The sequence below is a fragment of the Desulfurispirillum alkaliphilum genome, assembly GCF_055378285.1.
The window spans coordinates 1,147,488-1,165,818 of record NZ_AP042405.1; the positions used below are offsets into that span (position 1 = coordinate 1,147,488).

General features: G+C 52.0%; 16 protein-coding genes. 1 reads left to right on the plus strand and 15 read right to left on the minus strand.

The features are described from left to right. Positions 1-71: 71 nt before the first annotated feature. The 8 genes from ACZ46I_RS05280 to ACZ46I_RS05315 form a co-directional block, all read right to left on the minus strand. Positions 72-581: a hypothetical protein gene (locus tag ACZ46I_RS05280; RefSeq protein ID WP_464281673.1), complete on the minus strand. Its 510-nt coding sequence runs from the start codon at positions 579-581 to the stop codon at positions 72-74. Positions 582-1,232: 651 nt separating this feature from the next. After that, positions 1,233-2,633, minus strand: a complete 1,401-nt coding sequence (locus ACZ46I_RS05285; RefSeq protein WP_464280369.1) for an IS4 family transposase — start codon at positions 2,631-2,633, stop codon at positions 1,233-1,235. Positions 2,634-2,757: 124 nt separating this feature from the next. After that, positions 2,758-4,446: an AAA family ATPase gene (locus ACZ46I_RS05290; RefSeq protein ID WP_464281674.1), complete on the minus strand. Its 1,689-nt coding sequence runs from the start codon at positions 4,444-4,446 to the stop codon at positions 2,758-2,760. Positions 4,447-4,613: 167 nt separating this feature from the next. Further along, positions 4,614-5,264, minus strand: a complete 651-nt coding sequence (locus ACZ46I_RS05295) for a hypothetical protein (RefSeq protein ID WP_464281675.1) — start codon at positions 5,262-5,264, stop codon at positions 4,614-4,616. A 29-nt stretch (positions 5,265-5,293) separates the two neighbouring features. Continuing rightward, entirely contained in the window at positions 5,294-7,201 is a 1,908-nt protein-coding gene (locus ACZ46I_RS05300) for a P-loop NTPase fold protein (RefSeq protein WP_464281676.1), read from the minus strand. Positions 7,202-7,947: 746 nt separating this feature from the next. Beyond that, complete coding sequence (locus ACZ46I_RS05305; protein ID WP_464281677.1) at positions 7,948-9,102, minus strand: Fic family protein; 1,155 nt, start codon at positions 9,100-9,102, stop codon at positions 7,948-7,950. Between the two features lie 197 nt (positions 9,103-9,299). Further along, a complete protein-coding gene (locus ACZ46I_RS05310; protein ID WP_464281678.1) occupies positions 9,300-9,596 on the minus strand; it encodes a hypothetical protein in 297 nt (98 codons plus the stop codon). A 596-nt stretch (positions 9,597-10,192) separates the two neighbouring features. Beyond that, the gene (locus ACZ46I_RS05315) at positions 10,193-11,533 is read right to left on the minus strand and encodes an aminotransferase class V-fold PLP-dependent enzyme (protein WP_464281679.1); all 1,341 of its coding nucleotides are present in this window, start codon (positions 11,531-11,533) and stop codon (positions 10,193-10,195) included. Positions 11,534-11,792: 259 nt separating this feature from the next. Here ACZ46I_RS05315 and ACZ46I_RS05320 point away from each other — a divergent pair, with 259 nt between their 5' ends. Beyond that, positions 11,793-12,566, plus strand: coding sequence for a HesA/MoeB/ThiF family protein (locus ACZ46I_RS05320; protein ID WP_464281680.1), 774 nt, complete (start codon positions 11,793-11,795; stop codon positions 12,564-12,566). On the opposite strand, the gene ACZ46I_RS05325 is transcribed toward ACZ46I_RS05320, so the two are convergent. From ACZ46I_RS05325 to yajC, 7 genes are read right to left on the minus strand one after another with little or no spacing between them, the layout of a single operon-like run. Further along, a complete protein-coding gene (locus ACZ46I_RS05325; protein WP_464281681.1) occupies positions 12,532-13,791 on the minus strand; it encodes a PilZ domain-containing protein in 1,260 nt (419 codons plus the stop codon). The genes ACZ46I_RS05320 and ACZ46I_RS05325 overlap by 35 nt on opposite strands. Before the next feature lie 2 nt (positions 13,792-13,793). Then, positions 13,794-14,264 carry a tRNA (adenosine(37)-N6)-threonylcarbamoyltransferase complex ATPase subunit type 1 TsaE gene (gene tsaE / locus ACZ46I_RS05330; RefSeq protein WP_013506958.1) on the minus strand — a complete coding sequence of 157 codons (471 nt, stop codon included), beginning with the start codon at positions 14,262-14,264 and terminating at the stop codon, positions 13,794-13,796. Next, positions 14,233-14,712 (minus strand): CBS domain-containing protein, encoded by a 480-nt coding sequence (locus ACZ46I_RS05335; RefSeq protein ID WP_013506957.1) that lies wholly within the window; start codon positions 14,710-14,712, stop codon positions 14,233-14,235. The genes tsaE and ACZ46I_RS05335 overlap by 32 nt, the downstream gene beginning before the upstream one ends. 27 nt (positions 14,713-14,739) lie before the next feature. Continuing rightward, on the minus strand, positions 14,740-15,534 hold the full coding sequence (locus ACZ46I_RS05340) for a sulfite exporter TauE/SafE family protein (protein ID WP_464281682.1): 795 nt from the start codon (positions 15,532-15,534) through the stop codon (positions 14,740-14,742). After that, positions 15,531-16,475, minus strand: a complete 945-nt coding sequence (secF, locus tag ACZ46I_RS05345; protein ID WP_464281683.1) for a protein translocase subunit SecF — start codon at positions 16,473-16,475, stop codon at positions 15,531-15,533. The genes ACZ46I_RS05340 and secF overlap by 4 nt, the downstream gene beginning before the upstream one ends. Positions 16,476-16,485: 10 nt before the next feature. Further along, positions 16,486-18,033 (minus strand): protein translocase subunit SecD, encoded by a 1,548-nt coding sequence (secD, locus tag ACZ46I_RS05350; RefSeq protein ID WP_464281684.1) that lies wholly within the window; start codon positions 18,031-18,033, stop codon positions 16,486-16,488. 11 nt (positions 18,034-18,044) lie between these two features. Beyond that, positions 18,045-18,323, minus strand: coding sequence for a preprotein translocase subunit YajC (yajC, locus tag ACZ46I_RS05355; protein ID WP_464281685.1), 279 nt, complete (start codon positions 18,321-18,323; stop codon positions 18,045-18,047). Positions 18,324-18,331: the final 8 nt, after the last annotated feature.

The following is an 18,331-nucleotide window of genomic DNA, read 5'->3' on the forward strand; positions in this document are numbered from 1 at the left end:
GCTGCCCATAACCGGCGCCAATGGAGCGCAGCGGAATTGGCGTCCGGGTTGATGGGCTTGTTCGGCTCTTCTTACTTGTCACTTCCGATCGGCCTCCCAAACACCTCGTCGAAAGCGGCCTCTGCTGCTTCTCGGATCAGCTTGGTGCTCTTTGGCATGCTATGAGTCACCACAACCCATCGATTTCGATTGAGTGGCTTCTTATCTATATTGATGTTCTTGCCATCGAGCTTCATGCATACCGTAAACCTTCGCCCGGAGTCTTTGGCCAAATACGAGCTATAGAACAAATGGCTCTCTATTCTTTCTCTTACTCCGTAGGAATGCCCTCGATAAACTACCCGGGCGTCTTTGACTCTCAACTTGCATGGATTGTTGCCTGCAGCTAAGTCGGTGGCGATCAGGTAAAAGCCAGGGCCTGCGAGAATACTATCAAGGTCAGCACGGGAACTAACTTGATGGATTTTCAATTTTCCTTGGTTCTTTTGGTAACTCACTCCAGCGAAGAATGACTTGAAGTGCTCAGCCATACCATCCAAGCACTCGCGATGTTTTTCTAATAACGCCGGAATATCGTACATACGTTTCCTTTAAGGGGCCGAACGCTGCCTTAGCTTGCGTTTTGGGTGGCGCGGTTGTTGCCATAGGCAAGAACCGTGACACCCAAATAAGTCAGGTTGAAGGCATTGTTCTACTGAGGCCCCGTGTCTGCCTTTGGCCTCGCCACGGACGGGGAGGCTACAGATCAATCGCTATAGTGCCCCTATCCTGCTCAAAATATCAGCGTACTCCTTTTTCAGGGTCGTATTCGTAATATCGATAGCAGGCTGGAAAATATTCATATCCATCTCGAAGTGATTGAACTCATTCAACAATGTCTTTCGAGAAAGAAAGAACATCCGATTCTCAATCTCACGTTGGCCAGAACCACGGAAGGACTCAGAAATGATCTGAGTGAGTTTATAGAATTTGTCTGTTCTGATGCCGTATTTCTTGACAAGCACTTTTTCGACTGACATTCTGAGATATAGGTAGGTCAAGCTATGTACAAGAGTTCGGTTTAGAAGAGGATAGTTGTCATTTCTCAGAATTGAAACGTTCTGCACATTCTCGCCCAAGAGGTCTTGTGCTGAAACAGTGTGAGTACCTTTCAAAACAGGTCCGAATAGGTCATTGTATATTTGAGTGATATTTACTGGCTGATTTTTATATCCATGCATTAGCTTTGTAACTCAAGTTTCGCACCCTTGAAAGAGCATGCTGACGACGCAGTCTTTGATTCTCTGCTGGAATGCAGCGATTTGTTCTACAAAGACAGCAGTGCTTGACTTCAATATCTCGCCGCAGAGCTCATAGACGAACTCAATGTACTGATCGAGATTAAAAAGCACACTGAGTGTTTGCAGCTCGCACTCGGTTTTCTCGAATAGGGTTCCTTTGTAGCGATAGTCTTCTTCTTGTCGCTGCATGATGGTGAACACGATGCTCCTGATCATGCTGATGGTTAAAAAGCAGATATTTGACTCAAAGTTGCGGCACTGGCTTTTGCCAAAGTCCCAGGTGTGCTTGAGCTCCTTAAAAAGCGTTTCTATGGACCAGCGATTGGCATAGGTATCTATAACTTCCTGCTCGCTGTGGTGGGTCAGGGTGCTCAGCAGGATAATAGGCTTGTAGTGGCTGCGCTTGTCTACAGGACGGCAGAACACCAGCTTTACCGGAGTATTGCCGAAGTCTGCTCTTATGGAGCGAACTTCCACCTCCACATTGCGCACGGTGATGACTTTTGCGCGCAGGCTGGGAACAACCGTATTCCAAAGCTGCTGTGTTGCGTAAGGTTTCCCTTGGCAGGTCACCATGATCGTCCTTGTCGCTTTGAGCTGAGCGCAGACGTTGTAGCCGATCTCGTGGTAAATCTTGCCCACCAGTTTGGGATAGCAATACCAGCTGTCAAAGAGTACCGCATCGGCCTCAACTCCCTGGTTCCGGGCTCTTCTCAGCATTTCCAGCACCAGGTCGGTTTTCTTCATTCCCACTTCCATGCGACGTCTTGCTGCATACGAGCGCCCATCAAGATCAGCAGGTTCCAAATGCTCACTGACCCGGTTCGCTGAAGACTTGATGGCAAAGTCCATGGGGATAGTGGAAGTTCCATCGGTGTAGCTCAGGCACGGTATTTCGAAACCCATGGTTGAGCGCTTCTTGCTCTTGTCGAATATCCAGCTCAGGTACTCAATACGCTTGCCGGTCTTTTCCAGCTGGGAGTCGTCAATAGTCAGGTAGCGTCCACTATCCGGATAGTATTTACCCAGGATGCCAACAGCGCGCATGGCAACACACAAAAGCAGTTTGCGCCAGTGAATGCACTGGCGCTGTGCATAGCGGTAGGCAGTGTCCTTCTTCAGGCTGAATACGGAGCCCTGTGCTTTACGCACAAACCTGGCTATCGTGCTGGAGGTAAATACTGCCATAAACAGGGAGACAAAGACCTTCACCCCATCTTCGCCCTGCTGCTTGTTCATGCCACACTTCCTGGCCAAACGCTGAAAGTCCAGCATGCGCAAAACCCGTAATACTTCGAACTGTTCAAGAAGACGCGCTTGCAGTTTTTCATCACTCAGGGTAACTTTTGCCATTGATGACCTCCTGTGGCTTGGATACTCGTTTTGTGTTAACTCAAGTATACCAAATTGCGGGGGTCATCGCTAGTTAAATGCTAGCTTTTAAAGACCTTGCGCTAGAATCAAAGGATGCGAAACTTCAGTTTGTAAGCTCTTCCTTGTACTGCACATGGTTGATCATCTGGCAATAGCCACGCATAAACGGAACTAGAGCGTAGGCAAAGAGCCTTTCGTTGGATATCTCGTCCGCGATAGAACCACGAAGTAGATTAATAAACTTGGGGATGTAGATCAAAATTTCTACTTCCTTGCTCGTCAAAGGTATGAACCCATTCACTTCCCCGGCCGTATTGTTGAGAATGTACAGTCTGAACGACCCTTGCTTCTGGTGTTCGAGCAATTTAATGAGGTCTGTGTTGTGCGTCAGCACAATCGACCTCTTGTCTTCTAGGAACTTTAGGATCGCATACGCTATCTTGTTTTTGTAAATGGAATCAAAGCTTGAGATTGGATCATCAAGGACAACAAGCTCACTATCGACCTTCTTTGCCTTCAATAGCTCAAAAGAAAGAGACAGGAAATTCTGTTCACCATTGCTAAGTGAAAGAGACTCCCGCTCTTGCTCTAGAAACTCCTGATCGCCGAGTAACAGTCTCAGATTGTTGTCATCGTCGCGCTTTAGTTCGATTTTTCGGTCAAGGCAATCATTCAAGAATTTTTCGATAAAAATGATGTCTTCATTTTCAAGTTCTGGTTTTCCACCGGTCAACTTCTCATACTCGGCAGATTCCTCTCTTAGCGATGTCGCACTAAGACTCTCTACGAACAAATTACTAATTTTCGTTGAGTAGATCTGTTGATAATAGCCAATTTCACGGATGAGTTCCGTGACCGGTTCAGTTTCCCCAGTTTTGATAGCATCAAGCAATATCGCTCGTATTTTAAACGGGTCATCGCCGGAAATTGAAGCAATGATCTCCTCGAGTATCTTCTTGGTAAAGTCACTCAGTGAAGACTTTGCCTTCTCTTGCTGCTTCTGCTTCTTTGTTATCAAACCGATCCTATCGATATTGGGAGTGTCGCAGACAACGCAATCGTCTGTGTAGTCAAACCTGGTCAAGACATTTATTGCGGAGTCGCTCTCGTCTATTTTCAGGTATTGCGGCTCGGCCTTCAGCATTGATAGCTTGAGCTCAATGATTCCCCTGATCGCTGATACCTTTCCTTTGTAGTCATTTATGAAGAACAAGTACTTCTGTCCATCGTGATCAGGAACAGGTTCGACAACCAGACTACCAACAGCTTCAAGAAAGTCTCTACGGTCAAGATTGTCTCCCTTCGACTTTTGGTTTGCCAAGTCGGACACAAATTCTTTAAGTTTCTCGATCTTGATCAGCTCTCCAAAGGGACTTGTTTTGGTCGAAATTCCAAACTGCTGTTTTAGGTCGCCATTCAGTCTAGTTTTGAAAAGCGCCTCAAACTGGTTCTCAATGCTGCGTTTCAGAGCATACTCGCGCTTTATGTTGTCTCCAAGGATAAAGTCCTCGGTCTTGCCACTAATGATATTTCTGCCATTCTGGTCGTTGATTACGTGGAATTGTGGTTCTTGCTCATTTGTGAATGAATTTCCGTCTATCGATAGCGAATACTCGCCTTCTTCGTCTACATTCGCCAAGACGGCAGCAAGACTACTTTTTCCTGAGCCGTTCGGACCATAGACTACCACTACTTTGTTTGAACCAAAATCGAATGTATTGTTTGAGGCCAGTTGACTGAAGTCCGACTCAAAAATGTCGAATCGTTGGATTTTGTTGAACACGACTTTCATTCGCCTTCCCCTTTCGAACTTTAAATCCACTCCGCGCCATGGACGGCGCGCGCGTCAGAAAATGTTGGCCGTCTTGTCAGTAGAACGCTTGCGCTCAGGCGCGTCCCGGCCGCAGTGAAGCGGAGGCCGGGACGTCGGACTGCAGCGCCTTGTTGTACGTCATTTGGTTAGTGCCAAAAGCCTTTGTTTGCTTCGAGAATATCTAACCCAATCTCTACGCGCGTGCGGCACCAGTTTGCATCATGCTTGGGCCAACCCAATTCTTCTACAAGCAGGCATTCAAATGCCTCCAAGTCAAATGGCTTTCGTTTGAAGCTCGAAAGCGCGCATATGAATGCATCTAGTCTACGAATATCTAATGGGTGATAGCTGAGAGGATGCATGGAGAGGAAAATTTCGAACCTTTTCTTCGCGATCTTGCCGAGGATCACATCTGCGAGCCGAACTTCATGTTTAGACAATTTCACGGCTAGACGTATTTCGCGCTGAGCAGCACCGAATCGAATGAGCTTCGCCGTATAAGCTATGAGTTTGTTGTACTCCGCGAGCTGTAACTGAGACTTGTTGAGCGGGACAATATTCGCGACGACAAGCGCATTGTCTCGCTTCCTTGTGAAATGCACCGCTGCCATATTCTGAGGGTCGCTGACGCAAACTATGCAGCAGGACGGCTCTCCACAGAGCTGCCGATACTCGGCGCTCTTTTCCACAGGAAAGACCCAACTCTCCGACTCCTCTGCGAACAGCTCAATCTGCCGGGCGATCTGATTGGCATCGGATTCCTGAGAGGACACCACGAGTTCGCGATAACGGTTCATACCGTACAACGCCCAAAGCAGCGGCAGCGTTAGCTGTCCGACTGACTTTGCTTGTTAGCCTTAAATTTCTCCAACGCCTCCATAGCGGGCCTGAAGTAGGTATTAATATAAGATTGCAGCTGATAACCGCTGATCTTTCCCTCAAATAACTGTCTTTTTTCTTCTAGCAACTTGATCATATTTTTAAGCCACTCCAACTCAGGGAGGAGCGAATCATTAAAATTATCGAATTTGTACCTTTCCGCAAATGCATAACAAATTGTATTTCTTGAACTTGGTATGGCGCTTACAAATGCTTCAACAAATGCCGAAGGTTCTATGTATTGAAATATTGGTATTTCGTAGTAAATATTGTCTGAATCGTTGCAGAGCACTACCTTTCGATAGAATAAATTGGGATCATCGCTTATCAATTGAATCAACTCTTCCCCTGCTGCTGGATAGTCTTCAATTACTGCCTGTTCACTTAATTTATCTATATACCTATTTAGCTCACTAAATTCATCTGATTCTTTTTCATGAAAACCTAGGCCTCCCCATGATTCATATTCTCTAAATCTTGGTCTATTTGAGACTTCCGAATTAAGGTTGTTATTTTCCTTTAACTGATCAATGTATGAACAGGAAAATTCAAGAATTTCGCGCCTAGTCTTCTTCATTAGCCCTATTTTAGAAAGCCAGAGAAAAATGCCGGCAACATGTCTAACAACACCTAACTCGGAGTACCTCATATCGAAGAAATCTTTTTCAACAGATTCTAGTGCAGCACTAAACTCATCATCACTCAAATCCATTGAGTGCCATAGTCTAACCCAATCAGGAGTATTCTCTGTTCGATAGTATTCTGACTTTTCTAGAGATTCTTGTATTCGCTCCTCAGCGCAGCAACCTTTATCAAAGAAATCTATCCAAATTGACTCTTCAACTAATAGATCTCTAAGGCTCACATTTTTATATTTTTTGCTCACTCTTTGATAAGGTGTTTCTTCTTTCTTTTTTGAATCTCTATCGAGCAAACTTGAAAAATATGCTCTCTTAAAATTTGAAATATCTTTTGGGAGAATACTCCCGCTTTTTATCTCAATCGACAGAATAAGAAATATTTTTAATAAGTGATCTAGCAGCCCATCTTTCGAAGATGCATCTGGATTAACAAATGATAAAAATCTTTCAAAATCCCAAAGAGCTTGCTTTAAATGCCTTAAATTCTGATATTGTGAGTTTTCATAAATCTCAGATATTAAATTGATGTTTTTGTTGTATAGCGCTTGCGCATCATTATCTTTAACTTCAGAGATGAAATTAACTAAAGCCCCACTTAAGTCAGGGTTTATCTCAAAGGTTTTTCCTACCAATTTTTCTTTTATTCTTCTATATGCAAGCTTGAAGTCATCACGTTGTTCTTGATGTGCCAATATCTCTTCTTCATTTGCAACAATGATTACCTTGTAACCTTGATGCTCAACATAATGATTTATATATCCGAGAAGGCTTTCCAGATTAATAGATGCTCTTTCAAGATCATCAAAAACGATAATAAAACCAGATGTATTGGTGAGATAATCAGGTAAATTTAACTCTGGAACTTGCGCAGAAACACTGCCGTCAGCTTTTCCATCTCCGTCCAAATCAATTTTCAATGTAGCCTTTAACAACCCTTTAGCTATCTTTCCTGTTAAAGCCATACTTTTCGACGATAATAGCGGATGTAGTTGCTTAAAGAACTCATCTTCTATTTCTTCAAATGAAGTTACCCCGTAGAGACTTACATATAGATATTTTCCATCTTGCTTAGCAAGTGAATTTAGCGTTTGGTTAATAAACCATGTCTTTCCCGTTCCCCACTTTCCTTTCAGTAGCACTGCATATCCGGGCTCCTGATCAAATGAATAGTAGTACTTTAGAAATTCCTCGATGTGTAAATTAGGGGAATCCATGATTTTTTTGCTTCTCCTGAACCATGACTTTTTAAGGCTAACTACATTTAGGTGTCAAAAGTGACGTTATGCACTTTATCAAAAACCGAACAAAGTGACGGATAAAAATTCCCGCCAGACTGCGCGCTCTGTAACTCTTTCATGAAATATGTTTTCCTGTCAGGTTTTTATCTGGGCCAGTTTCTCCGTCAAATCCACAACTGGAAAGACCGTACTGCTGAGGCGCTGCATTGCCACGTCAGTTGATTCAGTCCGTATGATATCAGAATAAATGTTACAGGAATACCATTAACTTCCATGGAATCGACAGATGCGTGATTTTATTCCTGGAGCAGCTCGTTTAAACGCTCTGCGTTCAGATCGGTTCATGTACCCGAATCCGACCCGCAGCTAAACCTCCTGCTTTTCTTTGGCGACTTTGCGCCTTGGCGAGAGGTATCTTTTTTCCGTGCCTTCGCTCTCCTGCATTCATCTGCGTGAATCTGCGTTCATCTGTGGTAAACCCTCTTGCCGGCTGCTTATACTTGAATTTATTCGCGTCTATTTGCGTTCATTCGCGGTGAAAAACACCCTCTGCGGTTTTATCGGTTCATCCGGTTAAAGCGTACTTTGAATTATGGAGGGCCTTTTTATCCTCCTGCCTTTTAAGGAGCTGGCGTTCCACAGCAAATTTATATCAACCGGGCTAAACTCCGCTTCCTCGCAAACCCTCCCCCGACCAACGCTCCCTGAAACCCGCCACCAATCTATCCATCAACACCCAAGCTGATCTCGGTCCCCTCACTCAAAATCTCCACGTAGGCATGGTAGATAAACTTCCGGTTTCTCTTTCCGGTTCCTCGTTGGCGCAAAATGCCGAGATCTTCGCAGGCGGCGATCAAAGCATTGGCTTTGGTATAACTGACACCGACCATGCGGGCGACGTCATTGGCCATGACCACTGGCTGGCGCATCAGGCCGCGCAACAGGGTGAGACCATAAGAACCTTCCCCATGAGCCACCAGACGATCCGAATCCTCCCTTTCGAGAAGCTGAATCCTTTTGGTCGTCTGCAACACCATCTGTGAAACTTCACGAATTCCTTCGAGGAAAAAACGGATCCAGGCCTCGAAATTACCCTCCACTCTGACCTGGGTCAGGCGATCATAATATTCCTGTTGATGAATCTTCAGATAGGCACTCAGATAGAGCATCGGTTCATCAAGAATCCCCTTCCAGACCAGATAAAGTGTCATCAGCAGACGCCCTACCCGGCCATTGCCGTCGTTGAAGGGGTGGATGGTTTCGAACTGATAATGGAGCAAGCCACAGCGGATTAGCGGCGGCAGGGCGTCATCCTCATGCAGGTAACCCTCGAAAGCTGCCAGCGCATCGTGCATGGCCTCGACGGGCGGCGGAACAAATCGGGCGTTGGCGGGGCTGGTCCCACCGATCCAGTTCTGCATGCGGCGGAATTCCCCTGGGGTCAGATTGGTGCTTCCTCCCCGCACCTGCTGCATCAGCATCTCATGAATTTCCCGGATCAAGCGCAGCGACATGGGAAAATCATCCTCCTGGATTCGTTTCAATCCATGGCGCATGGCCTTGACATAATTGATGACTTCGCCTACGTCCGCAGTCGGAATATGGTCTTCATCCGCACCCAGTACGTCAACCAGCGAAGATTGCGTGCCCTCGATCTGGGAACTGAGCAGTGCTTCTTTCTGTATAAACATCCCGACCAGTAGATCGGGATTGGGCAGAACCGTGACAACGATATTCAGCGCCCCCAAGGCACGATCCGCTTCGGAAAGCAACAGGGCAAGATCACCTTCCAGGCTGATCTGCGGAACCGGCGGGAGAGGGGCGGGAAAAAAGGCCGTGTAACCAACGGGCATTTTTTTAAATTGGCCACTGCGCATGGCTTTGCCTTTCTTATCTCGCAACTACGATTTATGGAAGCCTTCCAAGAGGTTATATCATTTTTTTTGGAATAAGAAAGGAAAGTCGCACTCCATATCTCTCAGGCGCGAGATATGGAGTGCGTCGAGGCGGTCATAGCACACACAACAACACAAGGATGCCGTGATCAAAACCCCTCGACGCGTGGTGGGTTGCTTCAATGCCGTTTTTTTTCCAGTTGTTGCGCTATTGTTCGTGCCAGAAGCGGTTCACCGGCGGCAGGGTATTCAATCTGGTAGGATTCGGCCGGAAACCCGTAGTAATCGTAGATCAACTCCGGTCGGCTTGCTGCCGTGAGGGTTGGACGACTTTCCTTCCAGTGAGCACTGACAATAATAAATCCCCTCTGCGGTTTTATCTTCCTGCCTTTTCTTGGCGACTTTGCGCCTTGGCGAGAGGTATGTCTTTCTCTCTTTTTCCGTGCCTTCGCTCTCCTGTATTCATCTGCGTTCATCTGTGGCAAGCCCTCTTACAGGCTGCTTATTCTAGAAGTTATTCGCGTCCATTCGCGGTAAAAAACCCCTCTGCGGTTTTATCCTCCTGCCTTTCCCTGGCGGCTTTGCGCCTTGGCGAGAGGTATGCCTTTCTCTCTTTTTCCGTGCCTCCGCTCCCCTGCATTCATCTGCGTGAATCGGCGTTCATCTGTGGTAAGCTCTCTTACCGGCTGCTTATACTTGAATTTATTCGCGTCTATTTGCGTTCATTCGCGGTGAAAAACCCCCTCTGCGGTTTTATCTTCCTGCCTTTCCCTGGCGGCTTTGCGCCTTGGCGAGAGGTATGTCCTTCTCTCTTTTCCGTACCCCCGCTCCCCTGCATTCATCTGCGTGAATCTGCGTTCATCTGTGGCAAGCCCTCTTACAGGCTGCTTATTCTAGAAGTTATTCGCGTCCATTTGCGGTAAAAAATCCCCTCTGCGGTTTTATCTTCCTGCCTTTCCTTGGCGACTTTGCGCCTTGGCGAGAGGTATGTCTTTCTCTCTTTTTCCGTGCCTTCCGTGTTTTCCGTGGTTCAGTCTCTCCCTGCCTTTCCCTCTCTCCCTATCCCCCAGCTTCAGCACGCTTCCCATTTCTGGTCTTCCCTGCCGCGCAGGGCGTTGACGGCTTTGCGCAGGCTTTCCAGCAGGTATTCCACGTCTTCGAGGGAGTGGGTGTAGTGGATGCTGATGCGCAGCCAGGCGGGTTTGCGGGCGAGGTCGTGGTCGTCGGGCATGTTCAGCAGGTCGTGGCCGTAGGGGCCGGCGCAGCTGCAGCCGGGGCGGGTTTCGATGCGGTAGAGTTCGGAGAGGTGTTCGCAGAGGCTGTAGGGGCTGACGCCTTCAAAGTTGAGGGCGAAGGTGCTGATGCGCGGGATGTCCTGGGCGGGGCCGTAGATGGTGTGGCTGCCGATATTTCCCAGGCCTTCCAGGAAGACGCTGCTGAGGTTGTTTTTGCGTTGTTCCATGAAGGCGAAGCCCACTTCGTTGCGCAGCTGGTAGGCGAAGCTGGCGCGCAGGAGCTGCAGGATGCCGGGGGTTCCGGCGTCTTCGCGCTGCTCCAGGTTTTCCACAAAATCGTGCTGCTGGCGGGAGACGTATCCCACGGTTCCGCCTCCACCGAAGGTGGGGGGCAGGCTGGTGTCCACCAGGGTACGGCGGATGGCCAGCAGTCCGCAGCTGCCGGGGCCGCCCAGCAGTTTGTGGGGCGAGAGGAAGGCGGCGTCATAGAGGCTGTTGTCGATGTTCATGTAGGGCGAAGATGCGGCCATATCGAAGCATACCAGGCCCTGGTGCTGGCGGATGATGCGCGAGACTTCCTCCCAGGGCAGCAGGTCGCCGCTGACGTTGGAGGCGGTGGAGAAGGAGCCGATGATCTGACGGTGGGCGTGGCGGGCGGCTTCGGCGCGCAGAGTGTCCAGGTCGATGGTGCCCTGGGCGTTCAGGGGAATGCGGATGACGGTGGCGCCGGTTTCCCGCAGGCTGATTTCGTTGGAGTGGTGTTCCTGGGGGCCGATGAGAAAGACGGGCAGCTGCTCGGGGTCAATGGCAATGCCCAGGCGTTTGCGGGTGGCGGGGGGAATGTAGATGCCCAGCAGTTCCTGGAACTTCTTCATGGCGGCGGTGGAGCCGTTGCCGCAGGGCAGCAGGGCAAACTCGTTGTTGATGCCGAGGAAATCCTTGAGGCGCGAGCGAGCCACATCGTAGCGCGACGAGGTGAGGGCTGCCGAGCGGGCGATTTTGGAGTGGGTATTGGCGTAGTCCTGCATCGCCTCGGCGATGCGCTCCTCGATGGGCTGGTAGCCAAGGCCAGTCGCCGTGAAGTCGAAGTAATAGGTATCGGGGGCTTTTATGACATGCTGGCGAAGCTCCTGGAAGGGGTGCTCCGACTGCAGAAGGCGGCGGAAGAGGTTTTTCATAAGTATCCATTACGCTGTATTTTTGGAAGGGTTTTACACAAGGGCCACCAAGGCTCAAAGGAAGGCAATATTTCATGACCGTTCGCTGTACTTTTTGCGCGTTCAAAAAGTACCGGAGCCATGCAGTTACATTTTGGCCCTGCGCAAATTCGCCCGAGACAGAATCTTGAGTAAACCGTCAATGATGGTAGACATTCTCGGGTTTACTCACTATACTGCACTCCTTAAAACAGGTCAAAACACTTTTCAGGAGGTTTGCATGGATGTCCAGGGTCGCTACCGTCGCAATGTGCAGTTGCCGCAGATCGGCGAGGCGGGGCAGCGCAGGCTGCTGGATTCGCGGGTGCTGGTGATTGGTGCCGGGGGTCTTGGTTCGCCGGTTTCCATGTATCTGGCGGCGGCGGGTGTGGGGCACCTTGGCATTGCCGATGCGGATGTGGTGGATATTTCCAATCTGCAGCGGCAGATTCTCCATGGCACGCCCGATCTGGATACGCCCAAGGTGTACTCGGCGCGCGCCCGTCTGCGCAATATCAATCCCGATGTGGATGTGAAGGTGTACCACCAGTGGATTACGCCGGAGAATATCGCCGAGGTGATGGAGCCCTACGACTTTGTGGTGGAGGCGACGGACAATATCCACGTGAAGTTTCTGGTGAATGATGCCTGTGTGCTGGTGGGGCAGCCCTTTTCCCACGGGGGTATCCGGGAGTTTACGGGCCAGACGCTGACGGTGAATCCCGGCCAGACGGCCTGTCTGCGCTGTCTCTTTCCTGAAGCGCCGGCGCGCGAAGAGAAGCGGGTGGAGCTGGGGGTGCTGGGTTCGGTGGCGGGTATGCTGGGCACGATTCAGGCGACGGAAGCCATCAAGTACCTCACCGGTGCCGGTGAGCCTCTCTATAATACGCTGCTGGGCTTTGATGCCCTGGTGATGCACTTCCGGAAGACGAAAATCAGCAGAGATCCCCATTGTCCCCTGTGCGGCGAGAATCCGAAGATCAGGACTTTTGAACAGCTGGCAGCAGCGTTCTGATCTGCTTGAGCAGGTCGGCGGGGTTGGTGATGTCGAAACGGCAGCAGTGGAAGATCTTGTACTCCTGCAGCTTCTGCTTTTTCAGCTTTTCCATGGGGTCGGAGTCGATGACAAAGACGGGGTGAAAGAGGTTCTTTGAGCGCAGGGTCTTGATGAACGCGCTCCAGGTGAAGTCGCACCTGCGTTCTTTGGCGGTGACCAGGTTGTCGAATATGACAAAGCAGTCTTCATTTTCCTCAAGAAAATCCAGTATTTCCCGTTCATCGCTGAGGTAGTGCTTGCGGTAGCGCTGCTCGAATTCCTCGTTGTTGTAATAGGTGGAGCTGCGGTCGCCGATGATGACGACGTCGCGGCGCTCCTGGGCGGCAGCCTGCAGGGTGGCTTCGACTGAGGGTTGCTGGCTGCGCTCCATCAGGTTTTCGGATTCCAGGTTGCTGATGTTGGCTGCGCGGCAGAAGCGGGCAAAGTGCTGCATCAGTGAGCTGTCCACCAGGTAGGGATACTGGGAGACGTAGGGCACGTTCTTGGACTTTTCCGTAAAGAATTCCAGGCCGCAGAAGCGGTTAAAGCTCTTGATGTGGGCGACGCGGGCCAGTACCTTGACGCTGGTGCGCGGCAGCAGATCGATGCCGGGCAGGGTGAACTCCAGGTAGACCACATCGTTGATATCCAGGGTCATGGTGGCAAAGGACATGAAAAAGAGGCCACCTTCCGAGATGTCATAGGCCTTGCCGTCATAGTCAAAGGCCTTGACCTGGCCCTGGCTGTGGGCCAGCTCGGTTTTGGAGATGTTCTTCAGGGAGCAGCGGATATTGTACTGGGATATGCGCACCCGGAAGACTTTGCGGCGCTCGTTGCGGTGCACTTTGGTGGGCAGGTGGACGCTGATGATGTCATTTTCGCGGTCAACGGCGGCTATGGTGGTGGAGCAGTAGAACATGACCCCGTCCACGGAGAAGAAGAGCATGATGGGGTTGCTCCTGAATACCGGTGTGCGGGGAAAGACGTACTCGATTTTCAGGATGTGCTCCGCGCTGTCCAGCTCAGCCATGGCGGAGCTGCGGAAGGGCGCTTCCTTGCCCAGTTTGCGGTATCCGTCATAGGCATCGGTATCCCCCAGAAACACGTCAAGGGGCTCGTTGCGTTCAACGGCCCTGGTGAAGAGTTCCAGTATCTGGGGGGAGACGCTCTCCTGGGAGCGTTTACCGAAGAGTTTTTTCAGCACTGCTATTCACCTGCAGGGAGTTCCTGTCCTTCTGCCCAGAAGGGGAGTCTGAGCGAAACCAGTCGCTCGTGTTCAGATATCGCGCTCAGCGTGATTTCGCCGTAAGCGGAAGATGTGGTTATGGCTGCTGGCAGCATTTCCGGCCATTCGACAACGGCGATGGCATCTTCAAGCATTTCGTCTATACCGCTGTGGTAAAAGTCGTCTTCGCTGTGGAGGCGGTAGAGGTCGCAGTGACACAGCGAGTGGGGCGAAGCTTCATAGTGCTGGGCGATGGAGTAGGTGGGTGAGGTCACCGTATCGGGGTCTATGCCGAGCCCGCGGGCAATGCCCTTGACCAGGGTGGTTTTGCCCGCGCCGAGCTGTCCTTTCAGGCCGATGATGATCGGGCCTGGAATCCTCGAAGCGATTGTTTCGCCCAAGGAAAAGGTATCATCCTCGCTACTGGTTGTCACCTTTATTTCCGTTGTCATAGGCAATTGCTCTCATTATATCGGTAGTGCTGACGATTCCCTGGACGCGGTTGCCCTCATCCACAACGGGAACCATGTGAACGTGGCTTTCCGAAAGAATGCCGGCCACTTTGGCGATATCCGTCTGGGGATCGACGGTGACCACTTTGCGGGTCATGGCTTCGGCCACCTGCACGGCAGAGATCTTGCCCAGCTCGTGGTTGTACTCTTCGGTGTTTTCCAGGTAGATGATGGCGTCAAAGAGGTTGATCATGCGGGGCAGTTTCAGCTCCTTGATGGTGTCGATGATATCCTTTTTGGTGATGATGCCCACCAGCTTGCCGCTGGCATCCAGAACCGGCGCGCCGGAAATGTCCTTTTCCAGAAAGAGGCGGGCGGTATCCTTGATGGAGTGGTCGGGGGCAACGCAGATGGGGCTGGTGCTCATGATATCCTTGGCTGTGGTCATGGGAACTCCTTTGGGAATGTTTGCGTGTCAATGTACCAGGAGGTTGATGGCAGAGGCAAATACCAGCAGTGCGAAGAACCTGCGGAAGAGGCTGAGATTGACCTTTCCCAGGAGGTGAATGCCCAGTGGAGCGGCTGCCATGGCTCCAATGGCAATCACGATTGCAATATCATAACGAATCAGCGGAAGTCCAGTGATACTTTGCCCCAGCAGGTAGCCGAAAACTCCCATCAGAGAGTTGAAAAAAATCATGGTGCTGGAGGTGCCCACGCACTTGCGCAGGGAGATGTGGCACCACTGGTTGAAGGCCGGCACACTGAAAAATCCGCCGCCCACGCCGAAGGTGGAGGTGATCAGCCCGGTAAAGGCGGAGATGGGGAAGACGCGCCGCCAGTCCAGGATATCTTCACCGTCCACATACTCCGGCTTGCCCGCCGATGCCATCAGGCGGTAGCCCACGTAGAACAGCAGCAGGGCAAAGGAGATCTTCAGGAGAGCTGCGGGCAGCAGGGTGCCGAACTGGGAGCCGATAAAGGCGCCGATCAGCCCACTGACCAGGGCGCGCCTGAGCAGGGGCAGGTGGACGTTGTGGGCGCGCAGATTGGCCAGGCTGCTGGAGATGGAGCTGAGGAGAACCACCAGCAGGCTGGTGGCAATGGCGACCCGGATGAAGTCATCGCCATTGCCTGTCAGCCAGGGCAGCATGAAGGTCAGAACCGGAACATAGATAATCCCGCCGCCGATGCCCAGCAGGGCCGCCAGAAAGCCTGTGATGGCGCCGAGGGCCAGAAACAGAGCGATCAGGGCGGGATCAAAGCTCATACCACTTCTTCCGGTTTTTCCTGGAGTTTTTTCAGGTGTGGTTCAATGTACCTGGGCTGCCAGTAGACCAGCAGCAGGGAGGCCACGAAGATGGAAGAGTAGGTTCCCACAATAATGCCCACCAGCAGGGTAAAGGCAAAGCCGTTGATCACTTCCCCACCGAAGAAGTAGAGGATCGTGACCACGATCAGGGTCGTGCCGCTGGTGAGGATGGTGCGGGAGAGGGTTTCGGTTATGGACGTATTGATGATGGAGATAATACTGGGTTTCTCCGCCCCTTCCGGCATGTAGAGGTTCTCCCGTATGCGGTCGAAGACGACGATGGTGTCGTTGAGGGAGTAGCCGATGACCGTCAGCACCGCTGCCAGTACGGGCAGAGAGAAGGTCACACCCACCAGGCTGAAGATGCCCAGGGTGATGGCGACATCGTGGACCAGGGCGATGACCGCGGCCACGCCAAAGTTCAGTTCAAAGCGCCACCAGATATAGGCCACGATGGCCAGCAGGGCGTAGAGAATGGCATAGGTGCCCTGCTGACGCAGTTCACTGCCCACGCGGGGGCCAACGGTCTCTATGCGCAGTACCTCCATCTCGTCTCCGTACTGGGCGCTGAGGGTCTGGCGAATCAGCGTGATGACTTCCATGGCCGCAGCGCTTTCGTCACTGAGGATAGGCGCGCGCACCAGGATGTCCCGATCGGAGCCGAAGTGCTGGATGGTGCTGTCGCCCAGGCCTACGGCCGAGAGGTGGCCACGGATCTCCTCGATGGCGGGTGGCTGCTGGAATTCCAGCTGTACCAGAGCGCCACCGGTGAAGTCGATGCCGAAGTTGAGGCCGCGTGTGCCCAGGGAGATGAGCGCTATGGCAAAGAGGATGGCCGACACCACCAGGGCATATTTGCGCAGCCGCATAAAGGGGATGTAATTGAAACGCAGTCGCATGATTCCTCCCCTATATACTGAGTTTGCGAACGGGTTTGATGGCAAGTACCAGCTCATACATTGCCCGGGTGAACAGAATGGCCGTGAACATGCTGGCCAGGATACCGATGCTCAGGGTCACGGCAAAACCCTTGATGGGCCCGGAACCGAACTGGAAGAGGATCACTGCCACAATCAGGGTGGTGATGTTGGCGTCCAGAATAGTGCTGAAGGCCTTGGCATAGCCCTCTTCGATAGCCAGGCGCGCCGAGGCTCCCCGTCGCAGTTCTTCGCGGATGCGCTCAAAGATCAGGACGTTGGCATCCACGGCGATGCCGATGGTCAGGATGATTCCCGCGATGCCCGGCAGGGTGAGGGTGGCGCCGAAGTAGGCCAGCAGACCCATGAGGATAATCAGGTTGAGAATCAGAGCCATATTGGCCAGCAGTCCGGAGAGGCGGTAGTAGGCCACCATGAACAGCAGGACCAGGGCCATGCCGATGCTGACAGAGAGAATACCCTTGTCGATGGAGTCCTGTCCGAGAGTCGGGCCCACGGTGCGGTTCTCCACGATGTCAACGGGGGCGGGCAGGCTGCCTGAGCGCAGCACAATGCTGAGATCCGTGGCCTGCTCCATGGTGAACTGGCCGCTGATGGAGGCCTGTCCCGAGGGGATGCGCTCGTTGATGACCGGGGCGGAGTGCACATGGCCGTCCAGCACGATGGCCAGACGTCTGCCCACGTTCCTGCCGGTGACATCTGCGAACAGACGCGCTCCCTCGCCATCCAGGGTTATGGAGACGTAGGGAGTATTGAACTGTGGGTCAAAGCGCACCCGCGCGTCCAGCAGGCGGTCACCGGTGAAGATGACGTCGCGGTAGAGGACAAAGGGGGTGCGGTCCACTTCGGTGTTGGTCTGGGGGTCCATGTGGCGCTGGTAGAGAACCTCGGAGTTCTCGGGCAGGAAGCCGTCCAGGGCGTCCCGGGTCGAGACGTTCTCGTTTACCAGGCGGAACTCCAGCACGGCGGTGCGGCCGATGAGCTCCACCGCGCGATCCACATCCTCTACGCCGGGCAGTTCAATGATGATGCGCCGGTCGCCCTGCTTCTGCACGGTGGGTTCACTGACGCCGAACTGGTCAATACGGTTGCGAATGGTCTCAAGGGCCTGGCCTACGGCCAGCTCCTTGATCTCTTCGATATCGTAGTTGGTGTATCCGTAGACGAGCAGCTCCGGCTGCTCGTCCTGGAGTTCAAGCTGACCATAGCGGCGCTGCATCAGGCGTTTGAATTCAGCCTTCTCCTCCGCGTAGGGCACGGGTACCAGAATCTGCATGCCACGGCGCTGGATGGTGCCGATGACCAGGTGCTGCTGCTGTGCTTCCAGGCGCAGGGCGTTGGTCATGGCGTCCAGTTTGCGCTCGACGGCCTGCTCGGTGTCGACGTCAAGGGCCAGGTGCATGCCGCCCTGCAGATCGAGGCCAAGGGCGATCTTTTCGTTCAGCGGGGTGGCCAGGTGAATGCAGAAGCCGATAACGGCAGCGATGAGCAGGAGTTTGGCTATAAGCTTGCCATCCATACTCCGCGCTCTTACTCAGCGGTACGCTGGGCTTTGCGCACCACTTCCGCCACGTTCATGCGGCGCAGCTTGGCTTCCATGTTCTGTCCCAGCTTGACAAAGATCACTTCGGGTTCAACGCGGGTGACATGGCCGAAGAATCCACCCAGGGTGACGATTTCATCGCCCACCTGCAGGTTGTTCACCATGTCCTGGTGCTTTTTGCGCTGCTTGCGCTGGGGGGCAATGATCAGGAACCAGAAGATCGCGAACATGAGGATGAGGGGAATGAGTGCGGAAAAGCCTTCCATAGTAAATG

Bases quoted from the DNA above. Each gene is read 5' to 3' on its own strand.
- ACZ46I_RS05340 (WP_464281682.1), bottom strand. From the start codon at position 15,534: ATGAGCTTTGATCCCGCCCTGATCGCTCTGTTTCTGGCCCTCGGCGCC.
- ACZ46I_RS05335 (WP_013506957.1), bottom strand. From the start codon at position 14,712: ATGACCACAGCCAAGGATATCATGAGCACCAGCCCCATCTGCGTTGCC.
- yajC (WP_464281685.1), bottom strand. From the start codon at position 18,323: ATGGAAGGCTTTTCCGCACTCATTCCCCTCATCCTCATGTTCGCGATC.
- ACZ46I_RS05300 (WP_464281676.1), bottom strand. From the start codon at position 7,201: ATGGATTCCCCTAATTTACACATCGAGGAATTTCTAAAGTACTACTAT.
- ACZ46I_RS05320 (WP_464281680.1), top strand. From the start codon at position 11,793: ATGGATGTCCAGGGTCGCTACCGTCGCAATGTGCAGTTGCCGCAGATC.
- ACZ46I_RS05295 (WP_464281675.1), bottom strand. From the start codon at position 5,264: ATGAACCGTTATCGCGAACTCGTGGTGTCCTCTCAGGAATCCGATGCC.
- ACZ46I_RS05310 (WP_464281678.1), bottom strand. From the start codon at position 9,596: ATGAACGCAGATGAATACAGGAGAGCGAAGGCACGGAAAAAGAGAGAA.
- ACZ46I_RS05315 (WP_464281679.1), bottom strand. From the start codon at position 11,533: ATGAAAAACCTCTTCCGCCGCCTTCTGCAGTCGGAGCACCCCTTCCAG.
- secD (WP_464281684.1), bottom strand. From the start codon at position 18,033: ATGGATGGCAAGCTTATAGCCAAACTCCTGCTCATCGCTGCCGTTATC.
- ACZ46I_RS05280 (WP_464281673.1), bottom strand. From the start codon at position 581: ATGTACGATATTCCGGCGTTATTAGAAAAACATCGCGAGTGCTTGGAT.
- tsaE (WP_013506958.1), bottom strand. From the start codon at position 14,264: ATGACAACGGAAATAAAGGTGACAACCAGTAGCGAGGATGATACCTTT.
- ACZ46I_RS05285 (WP_464280369.1), bottom strand. From the start codon at position 2,633: ATGGCAAAAGTTACCCTGAGTGATGAAAAACTGCAAGCGCGTCTTCTT.
- ACZ46I_RS05290 (WP_464281674.1), bottom strand. From the start codon at position 4,446: ATGAAAGTCGTGTTCAACAAAATCCAACGATTCGACATTTTTGAGTCG.
- ACZ46I_RS05305 (WP_464281677.1), bottom strand. From the start codon at position 9,102: ATGCGCAGTGGCCAATTTAAAAAAATGCCCGTTGGTTACACGGCCTTT.
- secF (WP_464281683.1), bottom strand. From the start codon at position 16,475: ATGCGACTGCGTTTCAATTACATCCCCTTTATGCGGCTGCGCAAATAT.